We start from the raw sequence: 21,767 nt of genomic DNA on the forward strand, positions 1-21,767 counted from the left end.
GCGCCCGCCAGATTTCAGCACATGCACGATACCGCTGATCACGCGGAGATCATCAACCCGCTCCTTGCCGCGCGTGTCGGTCGGAAGATGAGGTTGGATCTTCGAAAACTGCTCGTCCGTGAGCCAGAACTGATCTCGATTCATGCCCGCTTCCTTTCGGAAGCCCTGAATCATAACCCGCCCTTCAGGCCAAGCGATTTATGGGTCCGGAGCCTAATTTCCGCGGGGCGCTGTCTAAACAAACGACGCCAGCTCTGCCTTCGAGCCGATGGCGCTCCTACCGGCTTGACTGTTGCCGTATCTCAGCAGTGCTCAAGGGGCTCGGCTCTTCCCGGCGGAGAGCGGAAGTTTGCCAAAGCGGCGGCCGATGACGGCGCTGGGCGGAAAGCGGTATTTTCCTGAAGGATAAGGCAGGACGGGGACGAAGAGGTCTCCAGCATCGAACGGACACTGAACTTCGTACAAATGTTCTATGCGCCGTACCATGGTTGGTTCGGTCGAGGCAGCGGGGATTACAATGCGGCATACAGTCGCATTTGATTAGTGATAATGTTCTGATCTCAACAGTCGATTTGTAAAAAAACCGTCACATAAATTTACGAATGGTTATCCATTGCGGAGGCGATGATGAACCATTTGTTTGTTGGTCTTGGCGGCACGGGCGGCTCTGTTCTGCGGCATCTGCGCAAGTCGCTTTATCTCTACGAACGCGCCTCCGGTGATCAAAAGCTCGCTGTAGACTACCTGTTCGTCGACTCAGACCCGAAATCGTTCCGTGACGACGATCCGAGGTGGACGGTGCTGGGCAAATCGCTCGTCCTGCCCGAGCGGAGCCGATTGCCGATCGAGCAGGCTGATCTGCGTACCGTTGTTCGTGACCTGCAAGGCTACTCCCGGCTTAGACCCTGGCTTGGCGACCGTGAGGCGTGGGGCGCGATTCTTAACGGGTTGAATGTCGATTCCGCCGGCGGCCAGATGCGCCGCCTTGGTCGTTTTCTTTTCACGATGTCAGTTGAACGCTTCTGCAATCAAGTCCAAACGCTCGTTGCCGACTTGCAGAACAAGACGTCCAGCAACGCCACCACAATTCACATTTTCTGTGGGCTTGCGGGAGGGACTGGCTCCGGTGCAATCATCGACGCCATTGCGCAAATTCGTCGCATGTATCCCGATGCGGCAAGTCATCGGATCATGGCTTATGCGTATCTTCCTGACATGAATCCGCCGCCAAAGTGGAAGGGACGTAACTATTTTGCGAACGCCTATGCGGCGCTTTTGGAGTTGAATGCTTTGTCGGCAGGCGCTTGGACGCCCTTCGATATCTATACTGGTGCCGAAGGGAAAAGGCACAACATTTGGTTCAACGGCTGTTACGTCTTCAGCGATCTTAACGATCAAGGATTTCGCGCCCGCCTTGACGATGGACACCAAGACATTTTGGAAATCCTCGCCGATTTTATCTTTCATAAGATCGTCGTCGCAGACCAAGTCGGATGGGACGATCTGCAACGTTTTGAAAACAGCGAGAACGGCGACGCCACGCCGGAAGCAGCTCCGGGGCAACACGTCGGCCAAAGGTCTCTCCGATTCCTCGGTTTCGGATTGAGGCGCCTCGCTTTTCCCGAAGAAGCTATCCGCGAAAGCCTCGCTTACGATTACGCCAACCAAGCGTACCTCCAACTTCTGCATAATCATTGGGACGACGGTCACGGATTTCTGGAAACGGCTCGGCCCGCCCTCGATTCCGCTTTTGTCGCGGACCCCAAGCAAAGCGACGAATGGAGGCTTTCGGACGAATATCTGCGACTTGAGCGGGCGATCGTCGAAACGCCGGATTCCAAGCGCTGGCAAGGCTTCGCTAAGGAATGGGAGGTTTTCGAAACCCATTTCATTGCGCTGGTCCAGCAGGGACCGGACAAGATGCAATGGCTCAACTCCCTGAAAACCATGTTCCAGGGTGCCTGGAACGAACAGTTCCGGCAGCATGGCGTCGCGAAATTCTTCGAGGTTAATGCGCGCGACCTCCCTGGCTTGGTCGCAGAAATCGTTAAACGCGTCGAAGCCAGTCTTTTCCAAAACTGGCGCGAGGGCGAAAAGGCTTTGTCGGAATGCGGTCGCATCGTCGAAGCGCTGATCGGCGATCTCGAGGCGCGGGCGGCGACTTACGACGAATTTATCCAAAAGCAGAACGCAAAGGCGCAGGAACAGCAGCGTCTTATAATGGAAATCGAGAATGAATGGGGACATTGGCTGCCTGGCGACCTGATGGGGAAGAGGCCGCGACTGATCCAACGCATGGGGCTTGCGTTGCGCGAGCAGAGCGTCGTTCGCACGCGTGCGGAAGCCGAGCGCTTCGCCAAGACTCTGAATCCGGGTCTGCGCGCGTCCCTGGATGAATTGCGCCGTCGCATCGCCGCCGCAGAAGCCAAGATCGGCAAGGAGGCGGAGGAGGCCCGTCGGATCGCCAAGGCGCGACGGCCCAAGGAAAAAGGAAAGGATGAGGAGCCGAGTTACGTTGCTCTGGTCGGCGATCCAAACATCGTCGAGACGGTTCGACGCAAACTCGTTCTGGACAAGGACGAACAGCGCGGCCAGACGGCCGCCGTCCGTTCGGCGATCATTGCCGCGCTCGGCTATCAACCGAATTTCGGCACGCTGTCTCTACGCCTTTCCGGTGCCGAAATTTCAAACACGATCGTCAAGACTTGCACGATCAACGTTGACGACACGCATCAACGGCTGATCGAAGATCGTAATGAAAAGGTCATCGGCGTTTCGATCATCGAAAAACTGCAACAGGAGTGGGGCGAAGCCCCTGAAGCTCTGGCGCGTCAGGCCACTCGCCTCGCTAATAGCGCCACCCGCTTTGTCGTTTTCGACAATACCGAGCGCGACCGGAACTTTCTCGGCCGGGTGAACGAGCAGCGCGCCAAGGAAAGTTTCGCCGTGATGATGCCCATGCCGGCGAACCAGCTCGACTATGTGACCAAGCTGCAAACCGCGTTCAAGGGTGCAAAGGCGGGAACGGTCAATATTCTGCCGACGAAGGGGCGCAATTCCGAAATTTCGCTCGTCAGTCTGGTCAATCTGTTTCCGTTGCGGTTCGTTCGCCTGGTCGGTTCGCTCCGGCAGGAATATGAGAAACGCCTCGCCGAAAGCGGCGCGCGCGCTTCGCTCGAAATTCATTCCGAAGGCGACGGCGCGCAGCTTCCAGAGCTTTTCGTTCCTGGCGGCCAAGCGCTTTGGAAAAAGGCGCGCACTCTGCTGCTCCTGGCGAAAGCGGCTGGTTCGATCGTCGAAGTCCGTAACGCGGCGACGGGAAAAGTTTCCCAAGTTCTCAACACGCTCGATCGCGATGGAATGATCGAACCTCTCCCGCTAGGAAGCGACCTCATCGATATCTCGCAAACGCTCGACGAAAGCCAGATTATCGCACTTCAGGGCGAAGTAGAGCGTGCGTTGCGCGACGGCAAGTGTCTGTCGAATGAGGATCGCCAAGGCGCGCTGACAGCGATGAGCGCTGTCGAAGGGCAAATGGCGGAGCGACGCGGCGGCGACATCACCGATCCCGCCGTCGCCGAATGGCGCGATGCGCGAAAGAAGGCGATGGCCGTGCTGCGAAGGGAGGAAACGGTATGAATGACAAATCGGCTCTCAGCGGTCGCTGCACGAACATCCCCGACATGTGTTCCCTAGCGAAGGCCGGAACGCCGCAGGAAATGGCGGGTCCCGACGCTCGCTGTTCGGAATGCGGTTCACCGTTGATGATTGTCAGTGGCCCGAAACGCGGAATTCCCGCCGCCGTTCCTGTTACGGTGGTCGTCGCGCTCCTGAGCCTCGGCGGCTTTGGCGCTTGGCGCTGGGTTTCCGCCACCGCAGACACTTTCAATAATGGCGTTGCTATAGGTGGAGCCATCGTCGGAGCCGGCCAAAAGATCATCGGATCCGGTCAGGATGCGCAACAACCGCCTGGTTCCTCCGTGCAAACACCCCAATCGTCTCAAAATTTGTCCGAAGACAAGAATCGTTCGTCTGGAAACATAGTGGCGACGCCCGCCGTACCTGGCGCGCAATGCGTTCGTCTGTCCTCCTATCTGGTGCGCTTGAGCGGATCGAATACCGTTGGCGGCGAACTCGCGCCCAATCTCGCGGAAGCCTGGCTTGCTTCCAAGAGCGTTTCGAACATAACCAAGCAACAGTGCGCGGATGAATCGGGTCGCGCCATTCCCGAGTTTGTCGTCAGCGGCCGGTTGAACGGAGCGCCCGTCGGGGTCGAAATCAAGGCGCACGGCACGGGCACCGGGGTGACGGCCCTGGCTCAAGGCGACGCCGACATCTGGATGGCGTCGGCGCAGGTCACGGACGCGCAATTGGAGACGCTCGCTGCTGTCGGCGTTCAACGAGGCGGCGATTCGGAAAACATCGTCGGGTTGGATGGAATCGCCATCGTCACAAGCCCGGCCAACCCCGTTTCCGCATTGAGCAAGGCGCAGATCAGGGCGATCTTTGTCGGTCAGATTAAGGACTGGCGCGAGGTCGGCGGGACGCCCGGCGCCATTCATCTGTACGCGCGAGACAAGGCATCAGGCACAAGAAAGACCTTCGACGAAATGGTGCTCGGGAGCGGCGTGTCGATGTCGCCCCTATTCGGCGCCAAGCCTCAAGGCTATGATGACAATGCCGATTTGTCGCGCGACGTGTCCAGCGATGCGCAAGGCATCGGTTTCGTTGGCATGGGCTATGTGAAGCCCGCCAAGGCGGTTGCCATCGGCGACGGCAGGCTGACCCCAGTCGAACCCACTCGTTTCACGGTGCAAAAGGAAAGTTATCCGCTTGCGCGGCGGCTTTATCTTTATACGTCACGTCTGAGCAGCGCGGATTCGCTTGAATTCGTAAAATACGCGCTCGGCGACGGTCAGAAGAACGCCAACTCGCGAGACACCACGCCATTGAAGCCCGAAATTTATTGGCCTCCGCGCGAAACGGTCAATTGCGAGCTGAGCGACCAGTGGAAGGGCGACCGCGAAGAATTTTGCCGATTGCGCGCTCGCGCCGGAGAAATTTCGTCGAGCTTCACTTTCGATACGGCGTCGTCAAAGCTAGACAAACTGGCGCGGGCGAATGTGCTACGCGTTGCCGAAATCCTTCGCCGCATGCCGTCGTCGCAAGTCGTGCTCGTGGGGTTTGCCGACAGCCGGGGCACGCGCCCCAACAAATGCGCTCTATCCCAAAAACGTGCGGAATCCGTCTCGGACGAGTTCGTCAACTTGGGCTTCAGCAATATCAAGTCGCGAGGCCTCTGCGACGAACTGCCTATCCGAGATGATCTGGGCGAAGATTTCGAACACAATCGTCGCGTCGATGTTTTTGTGTACCGATGAGCGGAAGCTGGTGCTGGCTAGAACCCTGATCTGCGAGGCGAAGGCGTCATCTGTAGTCAAAACGCATGGAGTGACCGGCCGCATTTTCGGGCATTACTGTCTTTGTCGCCGCCATCGCCAATGACGTATCGGGTCGAGACGAGTCATTCCCGGACATCGTCGGGAAGGTCGGGAATGAGCCGGTTGTCGCCACTCTATCCGGCGGCCAGGGGTGGGGTGGCCGAAAAGAATCCTTTCAAGCAGTCCCGGCTTGCAGCACTCGCACGCGGCGCTGGACGACGGAGTGGACCCCGCCAGCGATTCGGCGGAGGGAGAGCGCCGGTCGCCCCTCATGCTGATGGACGGTCGAGAGGTCAAGCAGGGCGTGCGACGGAGCGGCGTGGCTGGGCCTTGGCGCGGCTGTCGGGGCGCGTGGGCGGGTTTCGCAGGCGGTCGAGAGGTCGAACCGAAGCATGACGAACGAACGCCGAGCCACTTTTTTCTCAACGGTGCTTCTCAGGTGCTGCCCATTTCCGAATTTTGGGAAGCTCCCGCTTCAGGGACCAGCCGGAGTCCCTAGAGAAATGTGGTGAGCGCGCTGGGACTCGAACCTAGGACCCTCTGATTAAAAGTTACGTGATAGCATCTTTCACAAGATAACACGGGGCAACATTTTTTCGACGAAAGCCTTACAAACCCTATGATTACAGCGCTTTTCATGGTACATAATGCAACACAAGAAAAGACACATTAACACCCCTCCTTTGTTGCCCTGGTGTTGCCCCGATGAAAAACGCCTCCGCTCAGAAAGTCAATTTGACTGACCGCTTCCTGCGAGCGCTCCGCCCTGCCCCGAAAGGTCAGCGTCTCGATATCTGGGACGCCGGTCTTCCGAATTTCGGTGTCCGCGTCACCGACGCCACTGACGACAAGGGAAGAGCGAGCCAAGTCTCGTTCATCGTGATGAGGCGCATCGGCCGAGCCGGAAATCCAGTTCGCCGCGTTGTTGGCGAATGGCGCCTTGTCGGTGACAAGCCAATGATGACGTTGGCTGAGGCCCGCGACAAAGCGCGTGCGGCAATCGAAGACATGAAAGCCGGAATTGACCCCACCGAGCGACGGCAAGCCGAACTGCGCGCTATCGAACGCGCAAAGGAGAACAGTTTCTCGATCGTCGCCGAGGCCTTCATTACTGAGCATGTGTCGGGGCTGCGATCCGGAGACGAGGTAACAGCGACCATCCGCCGTGAACTGATCAACGCGAAGGTGAAAACCGATGACGAGCCGGCATTCGAGGGCTGGGGAAGAAGGCCGGTCACTTCGATTTCACGCCGGGATGTAATCGAGCGCATCCGCGCGATTAAGAAGGGTCGACCGGCGCAGGCGCGCTTGGTCTTGGCATACGTCCGCAAGCTCTTCAATTGGGCGGTTGCTCAGGAAATCTATGGTCTCGAATCGTCACCGTGCGACAAGATCGCCGTGAAGGACCTTATCGGCAAGCCGACGATTCGCGATCGCACTTTGGACCCGGAGGAGGTTCGCGCGCTGTGGGCGGTCACGGATTGGAGCAACGAGGCACCGGGCCCTATCGGGTATCCATTTGCTCCGTTCGTGCGCCTGCTGTTGTTGACCGGCCAGCGCCTCCGTGAAGTTGCAGAAGCGCGCTGGCGCGAATTCGACCTAGATGCGGGAATCTGGATCATTCCTGCCGATCGAATGAAAGGCGGCGCCGCTCATGAAGTCCCGTTGCCCCCAATGGCAATTGAAATCCTGAGGTCCCTGCCCCGCGGCGACGCCGGCGATTTTGTTTTTTCGACCACCGGCGGCAAACGGCCGATCAGCGGATTTTCTAAGGCGAAGACGCGCCTCGACGGCGCGATTGCGCAGCATCGCCAGACCTCCGGAGCCGAGGAAATGCCGGACTGGCGCTTTCACGATTTGCGGAGGACGATGCGGACCGGACTGTCAGCGCTCCCGATTCCCAACTTGGTCGCCGAACTCGTTATCGCCCACGCCAAACCGGGCCTGCACAAAATTTATGATCTTCACGCCTACCGGGACGAAAAGCGGCACGCGTTGAAGCTATGGGAGGCGCGGCTTCTGGCGATTGTTAGCCCGGAACCTCCCAGCAACGTGGTCACTCTCTTCGAAGCGATAGCTCAATAATAATTTTTTAAAAAATGCCTTACACATACAATATTAGCATTGCTAACAGAAATACGGAATCGACACCCCTTATTCTAGATAAATACAACAAAGCAACACACCTTAAAGCGGAACGACTGAAACGGCTAAATGGCGGCTTTAAGTGAGTTGACTAAATCGATTAAAATGTGTAAGGGCGAAAAAATCGGCAAATTGACAGTCGACCCCAGGACGTCTAAAACGCCAAACATGCAGAAGCTGCGTTTTATGCAGCTTTTTGCTTTCTACAGACTAAAACTCGGACGCGAACAATAAGGACACCCCGCAGGCGCGAGCCTAGCGGGTTTTTTTGCGTCGTTTTCCCGGTCACCCCCCTCCCCCCAAGCCTGCCGCTACAGCGGTGGGCTTTTTTTTGGAGTCCCCAGGATGAACACCCAAGCCTCTCCCGCCCCACTTTTTGTGACGCCCGCCGATCTAGCGCGCATGCTGGCCATCTCGCCCTCGAAGGTCGGCGTCCTCATTCGCGAGGGGAAAATTCAAACGATTCAGGTCGGAAAGCGGCGTCGCGTTCCTTCGGAAGAGGTCCACCGCATTCTCGCGCAGGGAGTCTGACATGATGAAAATCCTCCGATTTTCCGATCTGAAAGCACGGGGCATCGTTGGCAATCGCGTGACCTTGTCGCGGTGGATCGCCCATCAAAATTTTCCGCGCGGCATCAAGTTATCCGAGCGTTCGGTTGGGTGGATTGAAAGTGAGATTGAAGCCTGGCTGAAACAACGAGCTGCGATGCGCGGTGCCGGCTCGGTGGAGGCGGCCTGAGCCATGGCCTTCGGCATGAGAAACCCCGCGCGGGCTGGGCGCGGGGCTCCGGAAATGTTGAGCAGTTTGGCGACGGCTAACACTTCGGAGAATAGCCATACCGCCTCCCAAATTCAAGAATTGGGTGCGCGGTCATGAGCAGCATCATCGCAATCCCTCGCGAATATCTGATCATTGAAGGCGGCTATTGTGACACCGCCGACCCGTCAGGCGGTGAATTCTTCGCGATTGTCCTTCACCTGAATGACGGTTCCGAGGCGATCATCTGGACGGGAGAATTCCGCCAAGACGCGCTGCGGGAAGCCGAAGAAATCGCGCTGCGCGACCGCATCCCTGTTTTCGACAGAACGGGGAGGCCTCAATGAGCGCAAGAGCCATCCCCGCGCCCACGGCAAAGCGGTTAGCAAAAATCCTGCCGATGCTGCTGAGCGACAACGATGCGGAGTTGTTGGCGACAGTGCGCGCGATCAGGTCGACGCTCGCCGGCGCCAACCTCGATGTTCACGACCTAGCGGCGAGAATTGAGAACGGCGGCAGCGGCTTCACGTTCCATGAATTCCACTGGACCGATCCTGCAGCAGCCCAGCGCGCAGCTAAAGCAACAGAAGAAAGAATGGATGCAGCTGAACGTGCCGCCGCTGAACGCGCCGCGGCACGTGCGGCGGCGGAGGAAGAGGCGCGCCGCCGCGCCGAAGCCGAGGCCGAGGAAGCAGCCAAGCGCAAGGCTGAACAAGCCGCCAAGCGCGCAGAAACGCTAGAGAAAAACAAGATTTTGCGAGCGCGATGCGAAGGGAAGGGCGACCGCGGGCCGACCTGGGAAGCGTTGCTGGGACAGAAGGATCGCATCGCGCTCATTCTCCAGTGGCTCGACTGGTTCCTCGGCATGGACATCACCGCTGACGAACGCGAGCGCGCTGCCGACCTGCGCCAGGCCGTGAAATTCGACCGGCTTGGCATGACACCAGAAGCCATTCGCAAATTCAATGGATGGACCACGAGGGTATTCAATCACCGCCGCAAGGCAGAATTTGCGAGGGCGGCCTTATGAACCAGCAGCTCACGCAAGCTGATCTCGACAGGCAGGCCCGTGAAGCCGCGGCGGATTGCCTAGCGCTGTGTGTCCATTACTGCGAGATGACCGTCGCGCATCTTCAGATTGCCGATGATCCCGGAGCCATCTGGGATTTGACCCACGCCGTCGACGCCATGCGCCGCGCTGTACGGGCATATAGCCCGATTCGCGAGGCGATGAAGCAGGGCGGCCACACCCCAGAGCCGGAGGCGAGCGAGTGACAGCAATGCACCGGCCGCTGACGCCTGCCCAAAGTCCGGCACAGCCGCCGGAACGCATCGCATCCTTCAAATCGGCGCGAGATTTCTGCGCCGCCTATGAGCCGCTGTCCTACGCCATAGAGCCAATCATCCGCTCTTCGAGCCTTTACACGCTCACCGCCAAAACCGGCAGCGGCAAGACGGCGCTGCTGATTTCAACTGCCCTGGCAGTCGCTACAGGACGGCCAGATATTCTGAACAAGGATGTCGAGCGTGGGCGCGTCGCCTATATCGCCGCCGAAAACCCCGACGATCTCCGCATGAGGATTATGGTTTCGGCATATCATCTCCACATCGACCTGGACGAACTCGCCGACGACCTTGTTATTCTCGACTATCGCGTTAAGCCGGAAGAATTGGTCAAGCGCATGAAGTGGCTGGCCGACATTCAACCCTTTGCGCTCGTCATTATCGATACACTCGCGGCGTTTTTCGACGGCGCCGACGCCAGTGACAACGTCGCCGGCGGCGAATTCATGCGGCGGTTGCGCCCCCTGTCGCATATCCCCGGCAAGCCCTCTGTCATCGTCGCGGCTCACCCCGTCAAGAACGCCAGCGATGACAATCTCATTCCTTACGGCGCCGGGGCCATCCTGAACGAGGTCGATGGAAACCTCTGCCTCACCTCTAAGGGCGGCATCGCCACTCTGCATTGGCAAGGCAAAATTCGCGGGCTGGATTTCAAACCGGCACATTTCCGCCTGGACATCGCCAGCAGCCCCGACGCTCTGGATTCCAAGGGCCGCGAAATCTCGTTGCCGATTTGCAGACCCGTCACTGAGGAGGCAAGCGAGGATCGGGAGCAAGCCGACATCAACGTCAACATCGCTTTGCTGCGCGCCATGATCGCCAACCCGACAGGATCACAGCGAGATTGGGGCGCCGCCATCGGCAAGGCGAAGAGCAACGTCAATGGCAGGCTGCAAACCCTCAAGAGGGAAAAACTCGTTGAGGACATCCTGGGCAAATGGCGGGTGACCGACAAGGGACAAAAAGCCGTCGAATGAGGCCCAGCAAAAGCGTTCAGGTCACCCTGAACGATCAGGCCAAAACGTTCAGGCGTTCAGGCAGAACGAAAGCCCTGAACGGACAACCCGCAATACTCTGATTTTCAAAGCGTTCACCCATGAACGCCAGCCTGAACAAAAGCCAAATCGTTCAGCGTTCACCCCCTTTCCCCTCCCTTAGGAGGGAAAGGGTGAACGATGGCCAGAACGATAAGACCGAACGAGTTTCACTCGGCAGAATTCTAGCCAAGAAACACGCGCCCCGCCCCGCTCTCTTGCGCCGCGATGCGGCCCGGTTCGCGATTCAATGGCGGCAAAAGCCCGAAAGCACGTGATACATGATAATGTGCTCCTGAATATTTATGTAATTGTTATATAACGTTATTTTATGTTGCTATTGGCGGAACAGCATTTATTGGGCAACATACGGGCAACGCGCGAAGTATTTTCGCAAGCATTGGAGCTTCCAAAAATGTCCGCCCTCGCCCTCGTTGAAACCGACCCGCCGACGCCTGACGCCATCGATGATTCTCTCGACGCCGCGGTCGCCGCCGCCACCACCGCGCTCGCTGCGACGAATGCTGAATTCCGCCGGCTTGAGGCCGAACGCCCTCGTCTCGAAAAACTTGTGGCCGACGAAAACGCCGTCATCGCTGAAATCGGCGAGATTGGTGCGCGCGAGATCGAAGCCGCTCGCCAATGGGCGCTTAATGCCTGCAACGGACCAGCGCCTCAGCCAGAATTTGAAGCGCGCCGTGATGCGCAGGAACGCTTGCTGGCCTCGCAAATGAAGGCCGCCGGCGCGGAACGTGCACTTTCCGATCTTGAGATTCAGCATGCAGAGCTTCACCAGAAGGGGCGCCAGCTTTCCGAAAAGCTTGATCTGGCGATCTTCAATCGGCTGATCGACGATTACGAGGTGGCCGTGGACGCCACGAAGAAGGCCTATGACGAGGCCCGGCTCAAAGGCGCGGACCTCCTGGGCATGCGACGGGCCATGTACGATCGCTGCGCCGCGATGCGCCAGGAAGGCAAGAGCGAGACGCTTGATCTCCATTTGATGCAGCGGCTTGAGAAACTCGAAGTGCCGCAGATCGACCAAATTGGAATCCCCTTCAACGGCGATGTCGAAGCGTCGACCGCCGCCAGCGCCGCCAGGATCAAGGAGTTTTTGGAGGCGGCGCGATGATCCGCCCCGAAGTGAAACCCTTCCTCGACGCGATGAAAACCGCGTCTGCTGACCTTTGCCGGCTCAGCAAAAGCACCACCATCAATCTGCAAGAACGCCTCGACGCCATTGAAGCCTTCCGCGTTGCGGGCCATGCGGCGCTGGATGAGATTGAAAAAGCCTTTGAACTCGATGCCGCCGAACCGCGATGGTTCCACCCCGATTACGCCAAAGCCGCCGGCGCGGCGCGTGATGAAGAACGCATCGCGGCTCTCGAGCGCGAACTGGCTGATTTGAAATTCCGCCACCGTGGCGACATCGCCGGCCTCGAAAAGACCCTTCGCCGCGGCGCGCCGACGATCCCCGCCGAACCCAATCAAAGCCCGTCCTGCGCCTCCGCAGTCCATTGGGATACCGAGTCCCGCGCTCGCTTCGGGAGATACTGAAATGCAGGAATTCAGCGTCTTCGCGCAATTGCGAAAAGTTGATGAGGACCAACGTCTCGTGATTGGCCAACTGGCGGCGGAAGTGCCCGACAAGTCGGGCGAAATCATGGATTACAACTCGTCCAAGCCATTCTTCCGCGATTGGTCGAGTTCGATTTTCAAGGCAACCGGCGGCAAGAGCGCTGGCAACGTGCGTTCGATGCACAACAAGATCGCCGCGGGCAAACTCGAAAAGATCGAGTTCGACGATGCGGCCCGGGCGATCAACGGTGTCGCGCGGATCATCGATAGCGAGGAATGGGAAAAAATCCGCACCGGCGTTTACACCGGATTTTCAATCGGCGGCTCCTACGTCAAACGCTGGCAAGACCCTGAAAATCCCGATTTGGTCCGATACACGGCGCGGCCGATCGAGGTCAGCATCGTTGATTGTCCCGCCATTCCGACTGCGGTGTTTGAGGTGGTCAAAGCGGGCGTCGCGGAGGTCCGAAAATTCAAGTCTGCGGAACTGCCGCCGCATCGGCAATTTGCGGTCGACCAGGCGATGGCGAAATTCGACGCCGCCAGGACGTCCTATGAAAAGGCGCTAGCGAAAGCCGAGATCAACAGGGTCGCGGACGTTCTGCGTGAGGACATAGCTAGCGCCAACGCGCTGGCGGAGATCAGGAAAGCCTTTGCCCGTCCGAGGAAGATTGGAGGATTTCAGTGAACATTCGCATGCTGCCCCCGACCGACGTGAGATATCAATCGCGAACTTTCTGCGGCCGCATCTACACCGGCGCACCCGGCGTCGCGATCGACGTTGTTGATTTCGACGCCGCCGAACTATCCGCCAACGGCTGGGTTTGGATCGCTCCGAGCGGCCCGACTTCATCGCGACCTGCGGGCGCGCTCGGCCCATATCCGGCCGCTCCTGGCGTGCATTTTTTTGACACCACCTTGAACGCGCTGATCGTCTTCGATGGCGCGACCTGGCGCAATCCGGCCACCGGCACCGCGGTGTGATTTCTATTCCGCGCGCCCATCCAACGCGCGAAGAGCGGCGGTGCCTCCTATCGGGTTGAGGCGCCGCGCTGCAATAACCGAGAAGGACCATGGCAGAGCGTCAAAAACGTCCCCGGAACTGGAAGCCTGGGCCAGCCTGCGCCGTCTGTATGCACCCAGATCGCGCCAGGATCGAACTGTTGCGTGCTGGCGGCGCTAGCTGCGAAAGCATTGCGAGGAAATTCGATCTGAGCCGCGATCAGGTTTGGCGCCACTGGCAAAAGCACGTTCCACCTGAGCGCAAGAGCGAATTGATTTGCGGCCCGGACGTGAAGGCCGAACAGTTAGCGGAACAAGCACATGAAAAGAGCATGGGCTTGCTCGACAGCTTTGATCACATGCGGGCGCGACTGTTCCGGTCGTTCGACGCCGCTTGTGACGCCGGCGACAGATCAGGCCAGGGCGTTATCGCGGGCCGCCTGCTGGAGGTGCTTCGCGAGATCGGCAAGTTGACGGGCGAAATTCGGCAACTTGCGCCAGGCGGCGTCAGCGTGACCAACAACATCGCAGTTTTGAGCAATCCGGCCGTGGCGGAATTACAAGCCGTCATTATTCGCGAACTCGCACCGTTCCCAGAGGCGCGCGCGGCCGTCATCACCGGGCTGCGGCAATTTGAGGGACGCGCCGCGCCGATGATTGAAGCCAAGAAAACCGAGGCCACCGATGCCCTCGCCGCAGAATGACCTTTCAATCTTCGGCCAATTTGCCGACGCGCTGGAAACCTCTTGGCGCGCGCGGGCGCTTCCGCATCAGATCGAGCCGGACGGCGATTGGACGATCTGGCTCATTTGCGCCGGGCGCGGGGCGGGGAAAACTCGGGCTGGCTCCGAGTGGATTTTGGAACAGGTTTCCGCCGGCCGGAGGCGCCTGGGGCTAATCGGACCGACCAGCGCGGACGTCCGGGACGTGATGATTGAGGGCGAGTCGGGAATTCTCGCTTGTGCGCCTGATTGGAATCGTCCGGTTTACGAGCCTTCCAAACGTCGTCTGACTTGGCCGAACGGGGCGATAGCGACGACCTACAGCGCCGAGGAAGGCCAGCGCTTGCGCGGCCCGCAACACGATGCTCTGTGGGCTGACGAACTGGCAGCGTGGACTGATGCGCAAATGACCTGGGACATGGCGCAGTTTGGTTTACGGCTTGGCGCCCGCCCGCGTGCCCTGGTCACCACCACGCCAAGACCGACGAAGCTGCTGCGAGACCTGATCGCACGAGAGGGCCGCGATGTCGTGATAACTCGCGCATCAACTCGCGACAACGCGGCGAATTTGGCGACGTCGTTTCTGGCGACCGTTGAAAATCAGTACGGCGGAACAAGACTTGGGCGTCAGGAGCTCGAGGGCGAGTTATTGACCGACGTGCCCGGCGCCTTGTGGTCGCTGGCCATGATTGAAGAGGCGCGCGTCCGGCGCGAAGATGTTCCCGAAATGCGCCGCATCGTTGTGGCGATCGATCCGGCCGTGACGAGCGGTGAGGACGCCGATGAGACAGGGATCATCGTAGCTGGCCTCGGCGTTGATGGCGTGGGTTATGTGCTGGAGGATCGCAGCGGGCGCTATTCTCCGACAGAATGGGCACGCGAGGCCGTTGCCGCCTACCACAAGCACCGCGCGGACCGGATCGTCGCCGAGACCAATCAGGGCGGAGAGCTCGTGCGCGCGACCGTCGAGGTGGTGGACGCCAATGTCGCCTACAAGGGCGTGCATGCCTCGCGCGGCAAATACACCCGTGCGGAGCCGGTAAGCGCTCTGTTCGAGCAACGCCGCGTCAAAATCGCCGGCGCATTTTCAAAGCTCGAAGACCAAATGACGACATTCCAGCCGGGCGCATCAAAATCGCCGGACCGGCTCGACGCCTGCGTCTACGCGCTGACTGAGCTCATGCTCAGCACCACGGGCGACGCAATAATCGAGTTCTACAGGCTCCAGGTCGAAACGAATGGTCGACCCGGCAAAGTCATCGAAGGCCAGGCGCAAACCCTCGTTCGCCTCGTGGCGCCGGAGGGCGTTTCGACAGTGCTCACGCTCTCGGGCGAATCCCTGAACATCCCTGAAGATCGGAAAATCATGGTCACGGCGGCAGACGCGGCGCCGCTGCTGGCGGCTGGATTCACACAAGAGGATCAATCATGACCGACGCAACCGTTGGGGCCATCAGCTTCCAGTTCAAAGCTGACGTCGGCGACTTGAAGAGCAAGCTGGCTGAAGCCAAGAACAACATCAAGGCCACGGCCGATGAAATGCGCTCCCGAATGGCGGAGGCCACGCGGGCATTTCTAGAATTCGGACGGGCATCTGAACAGACCACGGCAAAGATTCGCGCTCATGGTCAGGTCGTCGCTGACGTGGCGTGGAATTATGGACCTTGGTCCGGCCAGATGGTGGAGACATCGCGGATCATCGGAACCACGTTGGTGACGTCTCTTGCTCGCGCGAACCTTGCGGTGAAGGTGCTCGGCACTGCGATGTTGGGCGCCACCGCCGCGGGCGCCGCCATGGGCGCCATGGTGTTGATGTCACGAGATTCAATTGAAGAAATCGGAAAGCTCGAACAGACGGCAAAACTGGCGGGCGTCTCGCTCGCACAGTTACAGAACCTACAGCGCGCGGCGGTTGTCTCTGGCGGTACGCGTGATGACATGGCGACGGCGCTGAAAGGCATCTCCAAGGCGGCGAACGACGCCAGCCGTGATGAAAATGAATTCAGCAAAATCCTGGCCGCCAACGGTGTCGCGCTCAAGGACAACCAAGGTCAGTTACGCCCGACCATGTCGCTCATGGCGGATTATGCGAACATGATCAAGAACGCCAAGACCGAACAAGACAAACTCGTCCTGTTGAGCGCGATCGGCTCCGGCGAGGGCATGCTTTCATTCTTCGAGCAGGGCTCGGAGAAGATCAGGCAGCTTGCAGAGGAAGCGAGGAAGGCGGGCAGCGCCATCGATGATGCGATGGTGGCGCGTGCGGGAGAGTTTACCCGTGCATGGAAATCGGCCGCGGATGATTTCACATCGGCGTGGAAAAGCTCGGTGATGGATGTCCTCAAGGCATTCGACAGATTGCGCGACGCCATTCCTGCTTCACGTTTCCTCACAACCGCGTCTGGCGTCAAAGACCTGATCACCAACCCGATTCCCGGCCTCGGCAATGTGCCGATTCCGGGCGTTGGTGGCGTCATGTACGGCGCAGGCCGCAAGATTTGGAATTATTATTCCGGAGGCGGCGCCGCGGCTGAACAGGGATCGGGCGGTGAACAGCCTACCGCCCTGCCTGACATCAATGTCGACGGCGGCAGGGGTCGCAAAACCACCATCCCCAGCGACAAGGGCGGTGGCGCCGCTAAATCGGCCAAGGACGCGAAGGAAGCCGTTGAACGCTACATCGATAGCCTCAAGAAGGCCAACGAAACGGTGAAGGCAGAATATGCAACTTGGGGCCTGTCGAATGTGGAGCGCGCGAAGGCCGTTTCGCTTGCGCAGGCCACGGCGGCAGCTGAGCGCGACGGACTCAAAGTGACAGAGGAGCAGAAGAAGCAGATCGAGGGGCTGGCTGAATCGACCCAGCGGCTTAAAGACAGCATGGATCAGATGAGAAACTTCTCGGAGGGACTGTCGGACAGCATCGCCGACGCGATGGACCAGATCATCGTCAAAGGCCGAGACGCACAAGAAGTCGTCCGAAACTTTGTTCAGCAAATGACAAGCGCTGCCCTCAAAGGTGCGCTGACGGGCAAAGGTATGTTCGGCTTCCTCGGCGGTGAGCCCGGCTCGGGTGGATTGCTCGGCGGCGCCATGAACCCGTTTTCGTCTTGGCTCAAGGACCTCCCTGGGCGCGCAGCAGGCGGCCCCGTGACCGGAGGCCGCGCGTACATGGTCGGCGAGAACGGTCCCGAACTCTTCATGCCCAATGGTGGCGGCATGATCTTCCCAAATGGCGCCGGTGGTGGTGGCGGCGCGATGAACGTGGTCGTGAACAACCACGCCGGGGCGCATATCGAAACGCGACAGACCCGCGGGAGCAACGGACAGGCCCAGCTCGAAATCGCGGTGCGCGGCATCATTCACAATGACCTCAGCAATAACGGCGGCATCGCGCGCGCGCTGCAGAACAATTATGGTTTGTCGCGCTCGACGGGGCGCACCTGATGATGACCGAAGGAGAACTGGCGTTCCTGACGATCGCCGCCTTGCTGGCCCGTGCGCTGGTCGACTCCGGCGCCATGACCGGGACCGAATTCGCCAATCAGCTGCGCGGCAACGCTGCGCCGGACGGCTCGGTGAGTTCCGGACTCATCCACGGCTTCGCCAACATGTTGGAGGAATACGACCGCGAAAAGGCCGGTGGAAAGAAAACGCCGGTCTTCACTGTGATCGACGGCGGGATTGCGCCAAATACTGAGTGAGTGGAGATAAACTTGAAGCTTGATCAGAAACGCGCAACATTCTCGCGTTTCGGAGCTTCCCATGTTTAGAAGCATTCAATTTCTTGCCGCCGTTATTTCCGCTATTTCTCTCTCCAGTTGCGCCTACGAAGCCAAAGTAGCGTCGACTCCGGCCTATGACACCGTGACCTCGTTCGGATCGAAACTGCCGGGCCGCTGGCAAATCGTGGCAGACGCAGGCGCGTTGAACGCGGTCGTAAAGCCGGAAACCGAGCTATGTTCCGCGCACGAATACCCCCTCGATTTTACTCAAGGGTTCGCAGGCTCCGTCAATTCGACACTGGCCAACTTGGTCGAACAATCCGAGCCGGCCGAGCAATCCAGCCCCTCAAAGAGCGCGAGAGGAATCATCGTTGTGCGCGGCGAGTCCATCGAAGGGCACCTGAAAGCCACACCCGGAATGTTCGCGGCCTCCATTTCCGCCGATGTGACCATTGCGGCATCGGTCGCCGTTGACGGCCACAGCGGGAGGTTATTCGGCAAGACGCTGGAGGCTCACGGATCAGCGCAAGGCCCTGCCGGGTTCGCCTGCGGCAATGGAAGCCAAATCCTCAGGACCGCCGCCGAAAAGGCCCAGAAGAGTCTGAGCCGTAAGATCGGCGAGGAAATCGCCAACTCAGAGCGGGTCCGCGCGGCGGCTGGGAGAACCTAACGCCTGCGCAAGAAGCACTGGCTATCTCGCGCAGGAGAGAGATTTACGAACTGTTGCACCCGGAGACGAAGCAGCATGTCGCCGGCGGCAATGCGCGACAGGGCGCAGCATGCGACAATTTGTCGTTTGCTGGTGCGACTGCCGACGCCACCGGAAAAGACAAGCGCACGGTTGAGTGCGCCGCCGCGCGCGTGGCGCCGCTCTAGGTGATCAGGCCGCCTTCGCTCTTTTGCCTGTCGCGCGTTTGTGGTTGCGGATGTCTTTGAGGGCGCGCTCTATGTGCTCAAAGGACCTCAATAAAGCCGCTGCGTCAGAAATCCCGGCCAGCATCTCAGCTCTGGCGTAGAGCAAATTAATTTCAACAAGATCGATGTACTTATCGCGCGCATCAGCATCCATTGAGCGTTCTCCCCTGGCGCGGGCTTAAGCGTATAACGATGCGATGTTTTCCATCGTTCTTGCACGCCTGCTTCGGCCCTAGCCCCCCTGAAATAGGTCATTGCAACACGCGAGAAAATCGAACTTAAGTACTTATGATCTTTTATTAATCATTGCACACATGTGCCGCCGGACTAGGCGTGCACACTTTGTGTCCTTGGGTGTATTCGTCAGAAAAATTCGACCTAGTTCCGCACCGTAGCACTATCAACCTCACACCTGCCCGACCGCCATTCTCTGAACTCGACGCCGGCGGTTTCAAATCCGGCAACGACCCGAGACATACGCATAAGAATGCCTCCGCGTAAATTATGCGTATATTGCTTGACGCGCACCCCGTATGCGCATATGGTCTTTCTTGTGCACACAAGGACAATTGCCATGGCGCGTATGAGCATATACGTGCCGGACGAGCTCAAAAGCAAAATGGACAAGGTTGAACTTAATTGGTCAGCTTTGGCGCAGGAATCTTTTGAACGCTCGCTCCGGCTCTATCCAAAAATTGAGGAGTCAAACATGAGCGCAGTGGTCGAACGCCTGCAAGCTTCGAAGAAACGACAGATCGATGATCGGATTGCGGCAGGTGCCGAGGCAGGCCGCGAGTGGGCCGAAAACAAGGCCGAATTCCTTGAACTGAAAGCTGTCGGCAAGAACTACCCGCTGAAACAGGGCTTGATCAAAATTTGTGAAGTCCTTGAAGAGGACTACGAGGTCGATTGGTGGGCGCGCGCCGCCGGAATGAGCGAGGTGCCCGACGAACACTTCCAAGCAGGCTTTGTCAAAGGAGCGCAGTCGGTGTGGGAACAGGTCAAAGACCAACTCGGCGAATAGGTTTCTAGGCTCTGTAACAATCTGCCTGCGGCATTTTCGCTAGTTGCGTAGGACGAGTGACTGGCCTGGCGCTTTGGCGCTGGGCCTTTTCGTTGTGACAGATTGCGGCTTTCACGGATGGGCGCATTTGGAACTCTGGAATTTGTTCCGCGTTGGCCCGGCGCAAAGTGGTTAACGACCTTCCCGGCGCTTCGGCCTCGGCGCGCGATGGACTGTTAGCGCAACCTTTGCCTGGAAGGCGTCCGCCGGGACAGCAATCCTTTCCGGCATGCAGAAAGCGCCCGCTAGCCGAAAACCCTGGCGAGCGATTCGAAATCTTTGCCCAGCGAACACGTCAGCGCCCGGGAGGGCGACTTGTACACGGGCTGAAGTCAGCAACCATCAGCACGGTGCATTTCATGGATGAAATCGAGCACGCGATGCAAAGCACGATCCTGCAACTGGCAAGAACCAGACAGATGGTCGAGGACCAATTCATAGTCATCAAAAGGCTTCGCGAGTGGGAGGTGCCCACCGACGCGGCGGAGCGAACCCTGGAAGCCTTTCTCGGAACGTTGGAGATATTGGAGGACCACGAGCGCTATTTGCAGGACGAGATCGCAATGAGGGCTGAAGCCAGAGCGCAGCGCCTTAAGCGTCGGGCTTGATGCAGCAACGGCCCGCAGCCACACCGGACAAATTGATTTCCGGTCTGCAAGAGCCCCGCACGGTGAAAACCAGTCGCGGGCGTTTTTTTGCGCACGCCGAGGGCAACGAAAGTCCGCCAGCGTTGCCCTATTCGTTGCCCCAAAAGCAAAAACCCCGGCATTGAGCCGGGGTTTTTCGTTATAACCCTTTGAATTTATTGGTGAGCGCGCTGGGACTCGAACCCAGGACCCTCTGATTAAAAGTCAGATGCTCTACCGGCTGAGCTACGCGCTCAAAGGGTCTGCGGGAGTTACAGGGCTTGGCGCGGGTGGTCAAGCCAAATTCCGCGCCCGCGACACCGCGCGGCGCAGGCGCTGCACAGCGCCCCAGACCCTCGCATTGCTCTTGATCGCCGCCTTCGCCTGCAATTGCGCCCAAAACACCGGCGCCGTCAGAGCGCCCAGCCACGTCGCGGCGAACACGACATCCGCCATCGCCTCCCGCTCGCCGCAAAACATCGCCTTGTAGCGCGCTTCGCCGAGCCCCAGGTCGAAGCATGTCAGCCCCCGCGCGCGAGCATCGCGAAGGACTCGCGTCAGCAGCAGGTCGCCCGGACTCGATTTCGCGATCTCGGGATCGGGATCGTAGGCGATGAACAGACCCTGCAAGCGCGCGCCGTTCAGCCCCACCCCCAGAATCGCGATCGGGCGCTCGTCCAGCGCCAGCACATGCAGTTCCAGCCCCTGCCCCGCCAGTCGCCGATAAAACGCGGTCTCCGCCGCGCTCCCCGCCGCATAATTGCGCCGCTTGTGCGCGAAATAGACGTCAAGCACGGCGTCGGCCTGCTCCGGGGGCGCGCGAAAATAGCTCAGCGCGCCCCGATCTGTGAGCCGCTTTTCCTTCTTGCGCAATTTTTTGCGCGTGTCCGCGGAGAGTTTTTGCGCGAGGAACACCTCGCCGTCCCCCGCCAGCGCCGTGCAATAGGCCGGGCTTGCGCCGGGCCGATTCGGCAGCCGCGTCAGCGGGTTTTCGACCCCGTTCCAGCTTCGCGGCAAAGCGACAAGCCGATAGAGATGCGGCCCGCCCGGCGTGCGCCCGCCGGCCCGCAGCAGCGCGGCGACATCTTCGGCGGCAAAGGCGTCGGGGTCGCGGAACAAGCCGAGATTGTAATTGGCGTGCTTGCCCCCCCAAAATTCCGCCACCCGCAGCGGACCGACCCGCCGCACCCCAAGCGGCAGCAGCGCGACCGGAACGCCCGCCGACCGCGCCACGATGAAGAAGGGCTCGACCGCGGCGCCAAAAACCTCGAGCCAGCTCAGCAGAAAGGCTTCGGATTGATAGAACGAACCGCAGCGCTCCGGCGACAGAACCCGCCAGCAGTCCAGCGCGTCGCGCGGGTCGCGAAACACCTCGACGCTGTCGAATTTTTGGCTCCGGTTTTTCATGGCGAGCGCAG

Annotated in this window: 23 protein-coding genes and 1 tRNA gene; 20 read left to right on the forward strand and 4 right to left on the reverse strand. The window is 59.4% G+C overall.

Annotated elements, in window-relative coordinates; genetic code table 11:
• Positions 1-144 (reverse strand): transposase (locus M2320_RS17175; protein WP_425540722.1); only part of this gene is annotated, 144 nt, incomplete at its 3' end.
• A gap of 483 nt (positions 145-627) precedes the next feature.
• On the opposite strand from M2320_RS17175, the gene M2320_RS17180 reads away from it, so the two are divergent.
• The 18 genes from M2320_RS17180 (at position 628) to M2320_RS17265 (ending at position 18,415) form a co-directional block, all read left to right on the forward strand.
• The gene (locus M2320_RS17180; RefSeq protein WP_264598331.1) at positions 628-3,639 is read left to right on the forward strand and encodes a tubulin-like doman-containing protein; all 3,012 of its coding nucleotides are present in this window, start codon (positions 628-630) and stop codon (positions 3,637-3,639) included.
• Entirely contained in the window at positions 3,636-5,381 is a 1,746-nt protein-coding gene (locus tag M2320_RS17185) for a phosphate ABC transporter substrate-binding/OmpA family protein (protein WP_264598332.1), read from the forward strand. The genes M2320_RS17180 and M2320_RS17185 overlap by 4 nt, the downstream gene beginning before the upstream one ends.
• Before the next feature lie 765 nt (positions 5,382-6,146).
• The gene (locus tag M2320_RS17190) at positions 6,147-7,526 is read left to right on the forward strand and encodes a site-specific integrase (RefSeq protein ID WP_264598333.1); all 1,380 of its coding nucleotides are present in this window, start codon (positions 6,147-6,149) and stop codon (positions 7,524-7,526) included.
• 405 nt (positions 7,527-7,931) lie between these two features.
• A complete protein-coding gene (locus tag M2320_RS17195) occupies positions 7,932-8,117 on the forward strand; it encodes a helix-turn-helix domain-containing protein (protein ID WP_264598334.1) in 186 nt (61 codons plus the stop codon).
• A gap of 1 nt (position 8,118) precedes the next feature.
• Positions 8,119-8,325 carry a helix-turn-helix transcriptional regulator gene (locus tag M2320_RS17200; protein WP_264598335.1) on the forward strand — a complete coding sequence of 69 codons (207 nt, stop codon included), beginning with the start codon at positions 8,119-8,121 and terminating at the stop codon, positions 8,323-8,325.
• A 134-nt stretch (positions 8,326-8,459) separates the two neighbouring features.
• Positions 8,460-8,690, forward strand: coding sequence for a hypothetical protein (locus tag M2320_RS17205; RefSeq protein ID WP_264598336.1), 231 nt, complete (start codon positions 8,460-8,462; stop codon positions 8,688-8,690).
• Positions 8,687-9,373, forward strand: coding sequence for a hypothetical protein (locus tag M2320_RS17210; protein ID WP_264598337.1), 687 nt, complete (start codon positions 8,687-8,689; stop codon positions 9,371-9,373). Before M2320_RS17205 ends, M2320_RS17210 begins: the two co-directional genes overlap by 4 nt.
• Positions 9,370-9,618 carry a hypothetical protein gene (locus M2320_RS17215; RefSeq protein WP_264598338.1) on the forward strand — a complete coding sequence of 83 codons (249 nt, stop codon included), beginning with the start codon at positions 9,370-9,372 and terminating at the stop codon, positions 9,616-9,618. The genes M2320_RS17210 and M2320_RS17215 overlap by 4 nt, the downstream gene beginning before the upstream one ends.
• A gap of 5 nt (positions 9,619-9,623) precedes the next feature.
• Complete coding sequence (locus M2320_RS17220) at positions 9,624-10,664, forward strand: helicase RepA family protein (RefSeq protein ID WP_264598339.1); 1,041 nt, start codon at positions 9,624-9,626, stop codon at positions 10,662-10,664.
• Positions 10,665-11,052: 388 nt separating this feature from the next.
• Positions 11,053-11,853 (forward strand): hypothetical protein, encoded by an 801-nt coding sequence (locus tag M2320_RS17225; RefSeq protein ID WP_264598340.1) that lies wholly within the window; start codon positions 11,053-11,055, stop codon positions 11,851-11,853.
• On the forward strand, positions 11,850-12,278 hold the full coding sequence (locus M2320_RS17230) for a hypothetical protein (RefSeq protein WP_264598341.1): 429 nt from the start codon (positions 11,850-11,852) through the stop codon (positions 12,276-12,278). Before M2320_RS17225 ends, M2320_RS17230 begins: the two co-directional genes overlap by 4 nt.
• A 1-nt stretch (position 12,279) precedes the next feature.
• The gene (locus tag M2320_RS17235) at positions 12,280-12,987 is read left to right on the forward strand and encodes a hypothetical protein (RefSeq protein ID WP_264598342.1); all 708 of its coding nucleotides are present in this window, start codon (positions 12,280-12,282) and stop codon (positions 12,985-12,987) included.
• The gene (locus tag M2320_RS17240; protein ID WP_264598343.1) at positions 12,984-13,283 is read left to right on the forward strand and encodes a hypothetical protein; all 300 of its coding nucleotides are present in this window, start codon (positions 12,984-12,986) and stop codon (positions 13,281-13,283) included. Before M2320_RS17235 ends, M2320_RS17240 begins: the two co-directional genes overlap by 4 nt.
• An 89-nt stretch (positions 13,284-13,372) precedes the next feature.
• Positions 13,373-14,005 (forward strand): hypothetical protein, encoded by a 633-nt coding sequence (locus M2320_RS17245; RefSeq protein ID WP_264598344.1) that lies wholly within the window; start codon positions 13,373-13,375, stop codon positions 14,003-14,005.
• On the forward strand, positions 13,986-15,455 hold the full coding sequence (locus M2320_RS17250) for a DNA-packaging protein (protein WP_264598345.1): 1,470 nt from the start codon (positions 13,986-13,988) through the stop codon (positions 15,453-15,455). Before M2320_RS17245 ends, M2320_RS17250 begins: the two co-directional genes overlap by 20 nt.
• Positions 15,452-17,467: a hypothetical protein gene (locus M2320_RS17255; protein ID WP_264598346.1), complete on the forward strand. Its 2,016-nt coding sequence runs from the start codon at positions 15,452-15,454 to the stop codon at positions 17,465-17,467. The genes M2320_RS17250 and M2320_RS17255 overlap by 4 nt, the downstream gene beginning before the upstream one ends.
• Positions 17,467-17,724 (forward strand): hypothetical protein, encoded by a 258-nt coding sequence (locus M2320_RS17260; protein WP_264598347.1) that lies wholly within the window; start codon positions 17,467-17,469, stop codon positions 17,722-17,724. Before M2320_RS17255 ends, M2320_RS17260 begins: the two co-directional genes overlap by 1 nt.
• A 61-nt stretch (positions 17,725-17,785) precedes the next feature.
• Positions 17,786-18,415, forward strand: a complete 630-nt coding sequence (locus tag M2320_RS17265) for a hypothetical protein (protein WP_264598348.1) — start codon at positions 17,786-17,788, stop codon at positions 18,413-18,415.
• Between the two features lie 210 nt (positions 18,416-18,625).
• On the opposite strand, the gene M2320_RS17270 is transcribed toward M2320_RS17265, so the two are convergent.
• Entirely contained in the window at positions 18,626-18,814 is a 189-nt protein-coding gene (locus tag M2320_RS17270) for a hypothetical protein (protein ID WP_264598349.1), read from the reverse strand.
• A gap of 420 nt (positions 18,815-19,234) precedes the next feature.
• Here M2320_RS17270 and M2320_RS17275 point away from each other — a divergent pair, with 420 nt between their 5' ends.
• Both M2320_RS17275 and M2320_RS17280 read left to right on the forward strand, forming a co-directional pair.
• Positions 19,235-19,684, forward strand: coding sequence for a hypothetical protein (locus M2320_RS17275; protein ID WP_264598350.1), 450 nt, complete (start codon positions 19,235-19,237; stop codon positions 19,682-19,684).
• A 398-nt stretch (positions 19,685-20,082) separates the two neighbouring features.
• Entirely contained in the window at positions 20,083-20,331 is a 249-nt protein-coding gene (locus M2320_RS17280; protein ID WP_264598351.1) for a hypothetical protein, read from the forward strand.
• Positions 20,332-20,529: 198 nt separating this feature from the next.
• Here M2320_RS17280 and M2320_RS17285 read toward each other — a convergent pair.
• Positions 20,530-20,605: transfer RNA gene (locus M2320_RS17285), tRNA-Lys, on the reverse strand.
• A gap of 38 nt (positions 20,606-20,643) precedes the next feature.
• Positions 20,644-21,756: a GNAT family N-acetyltransferase gene (locus M2320_RS17290; protein ID WP_264598352.1), complete on the reverse strand. Its 1,113-nt coding sequence runs from the start codon at positions 21,754-21,756 to the stop codon at positions 20,644-20,646.
• Between the last annotated feature and the right edge of the window lie 11 nt (positions 21,757-21,767).

This window comes from Rhodoblastus acidophilus, from assembly GCF_025961575.1.
Taxonomy (GTDB): domain Bacteria; phylum Pseudomonadota; class Alphaproteobacteria; order Rhizobiales; family Beijerinckiaceae; genus Rhodoblastus; species Rhodoblastus acidophilus_C.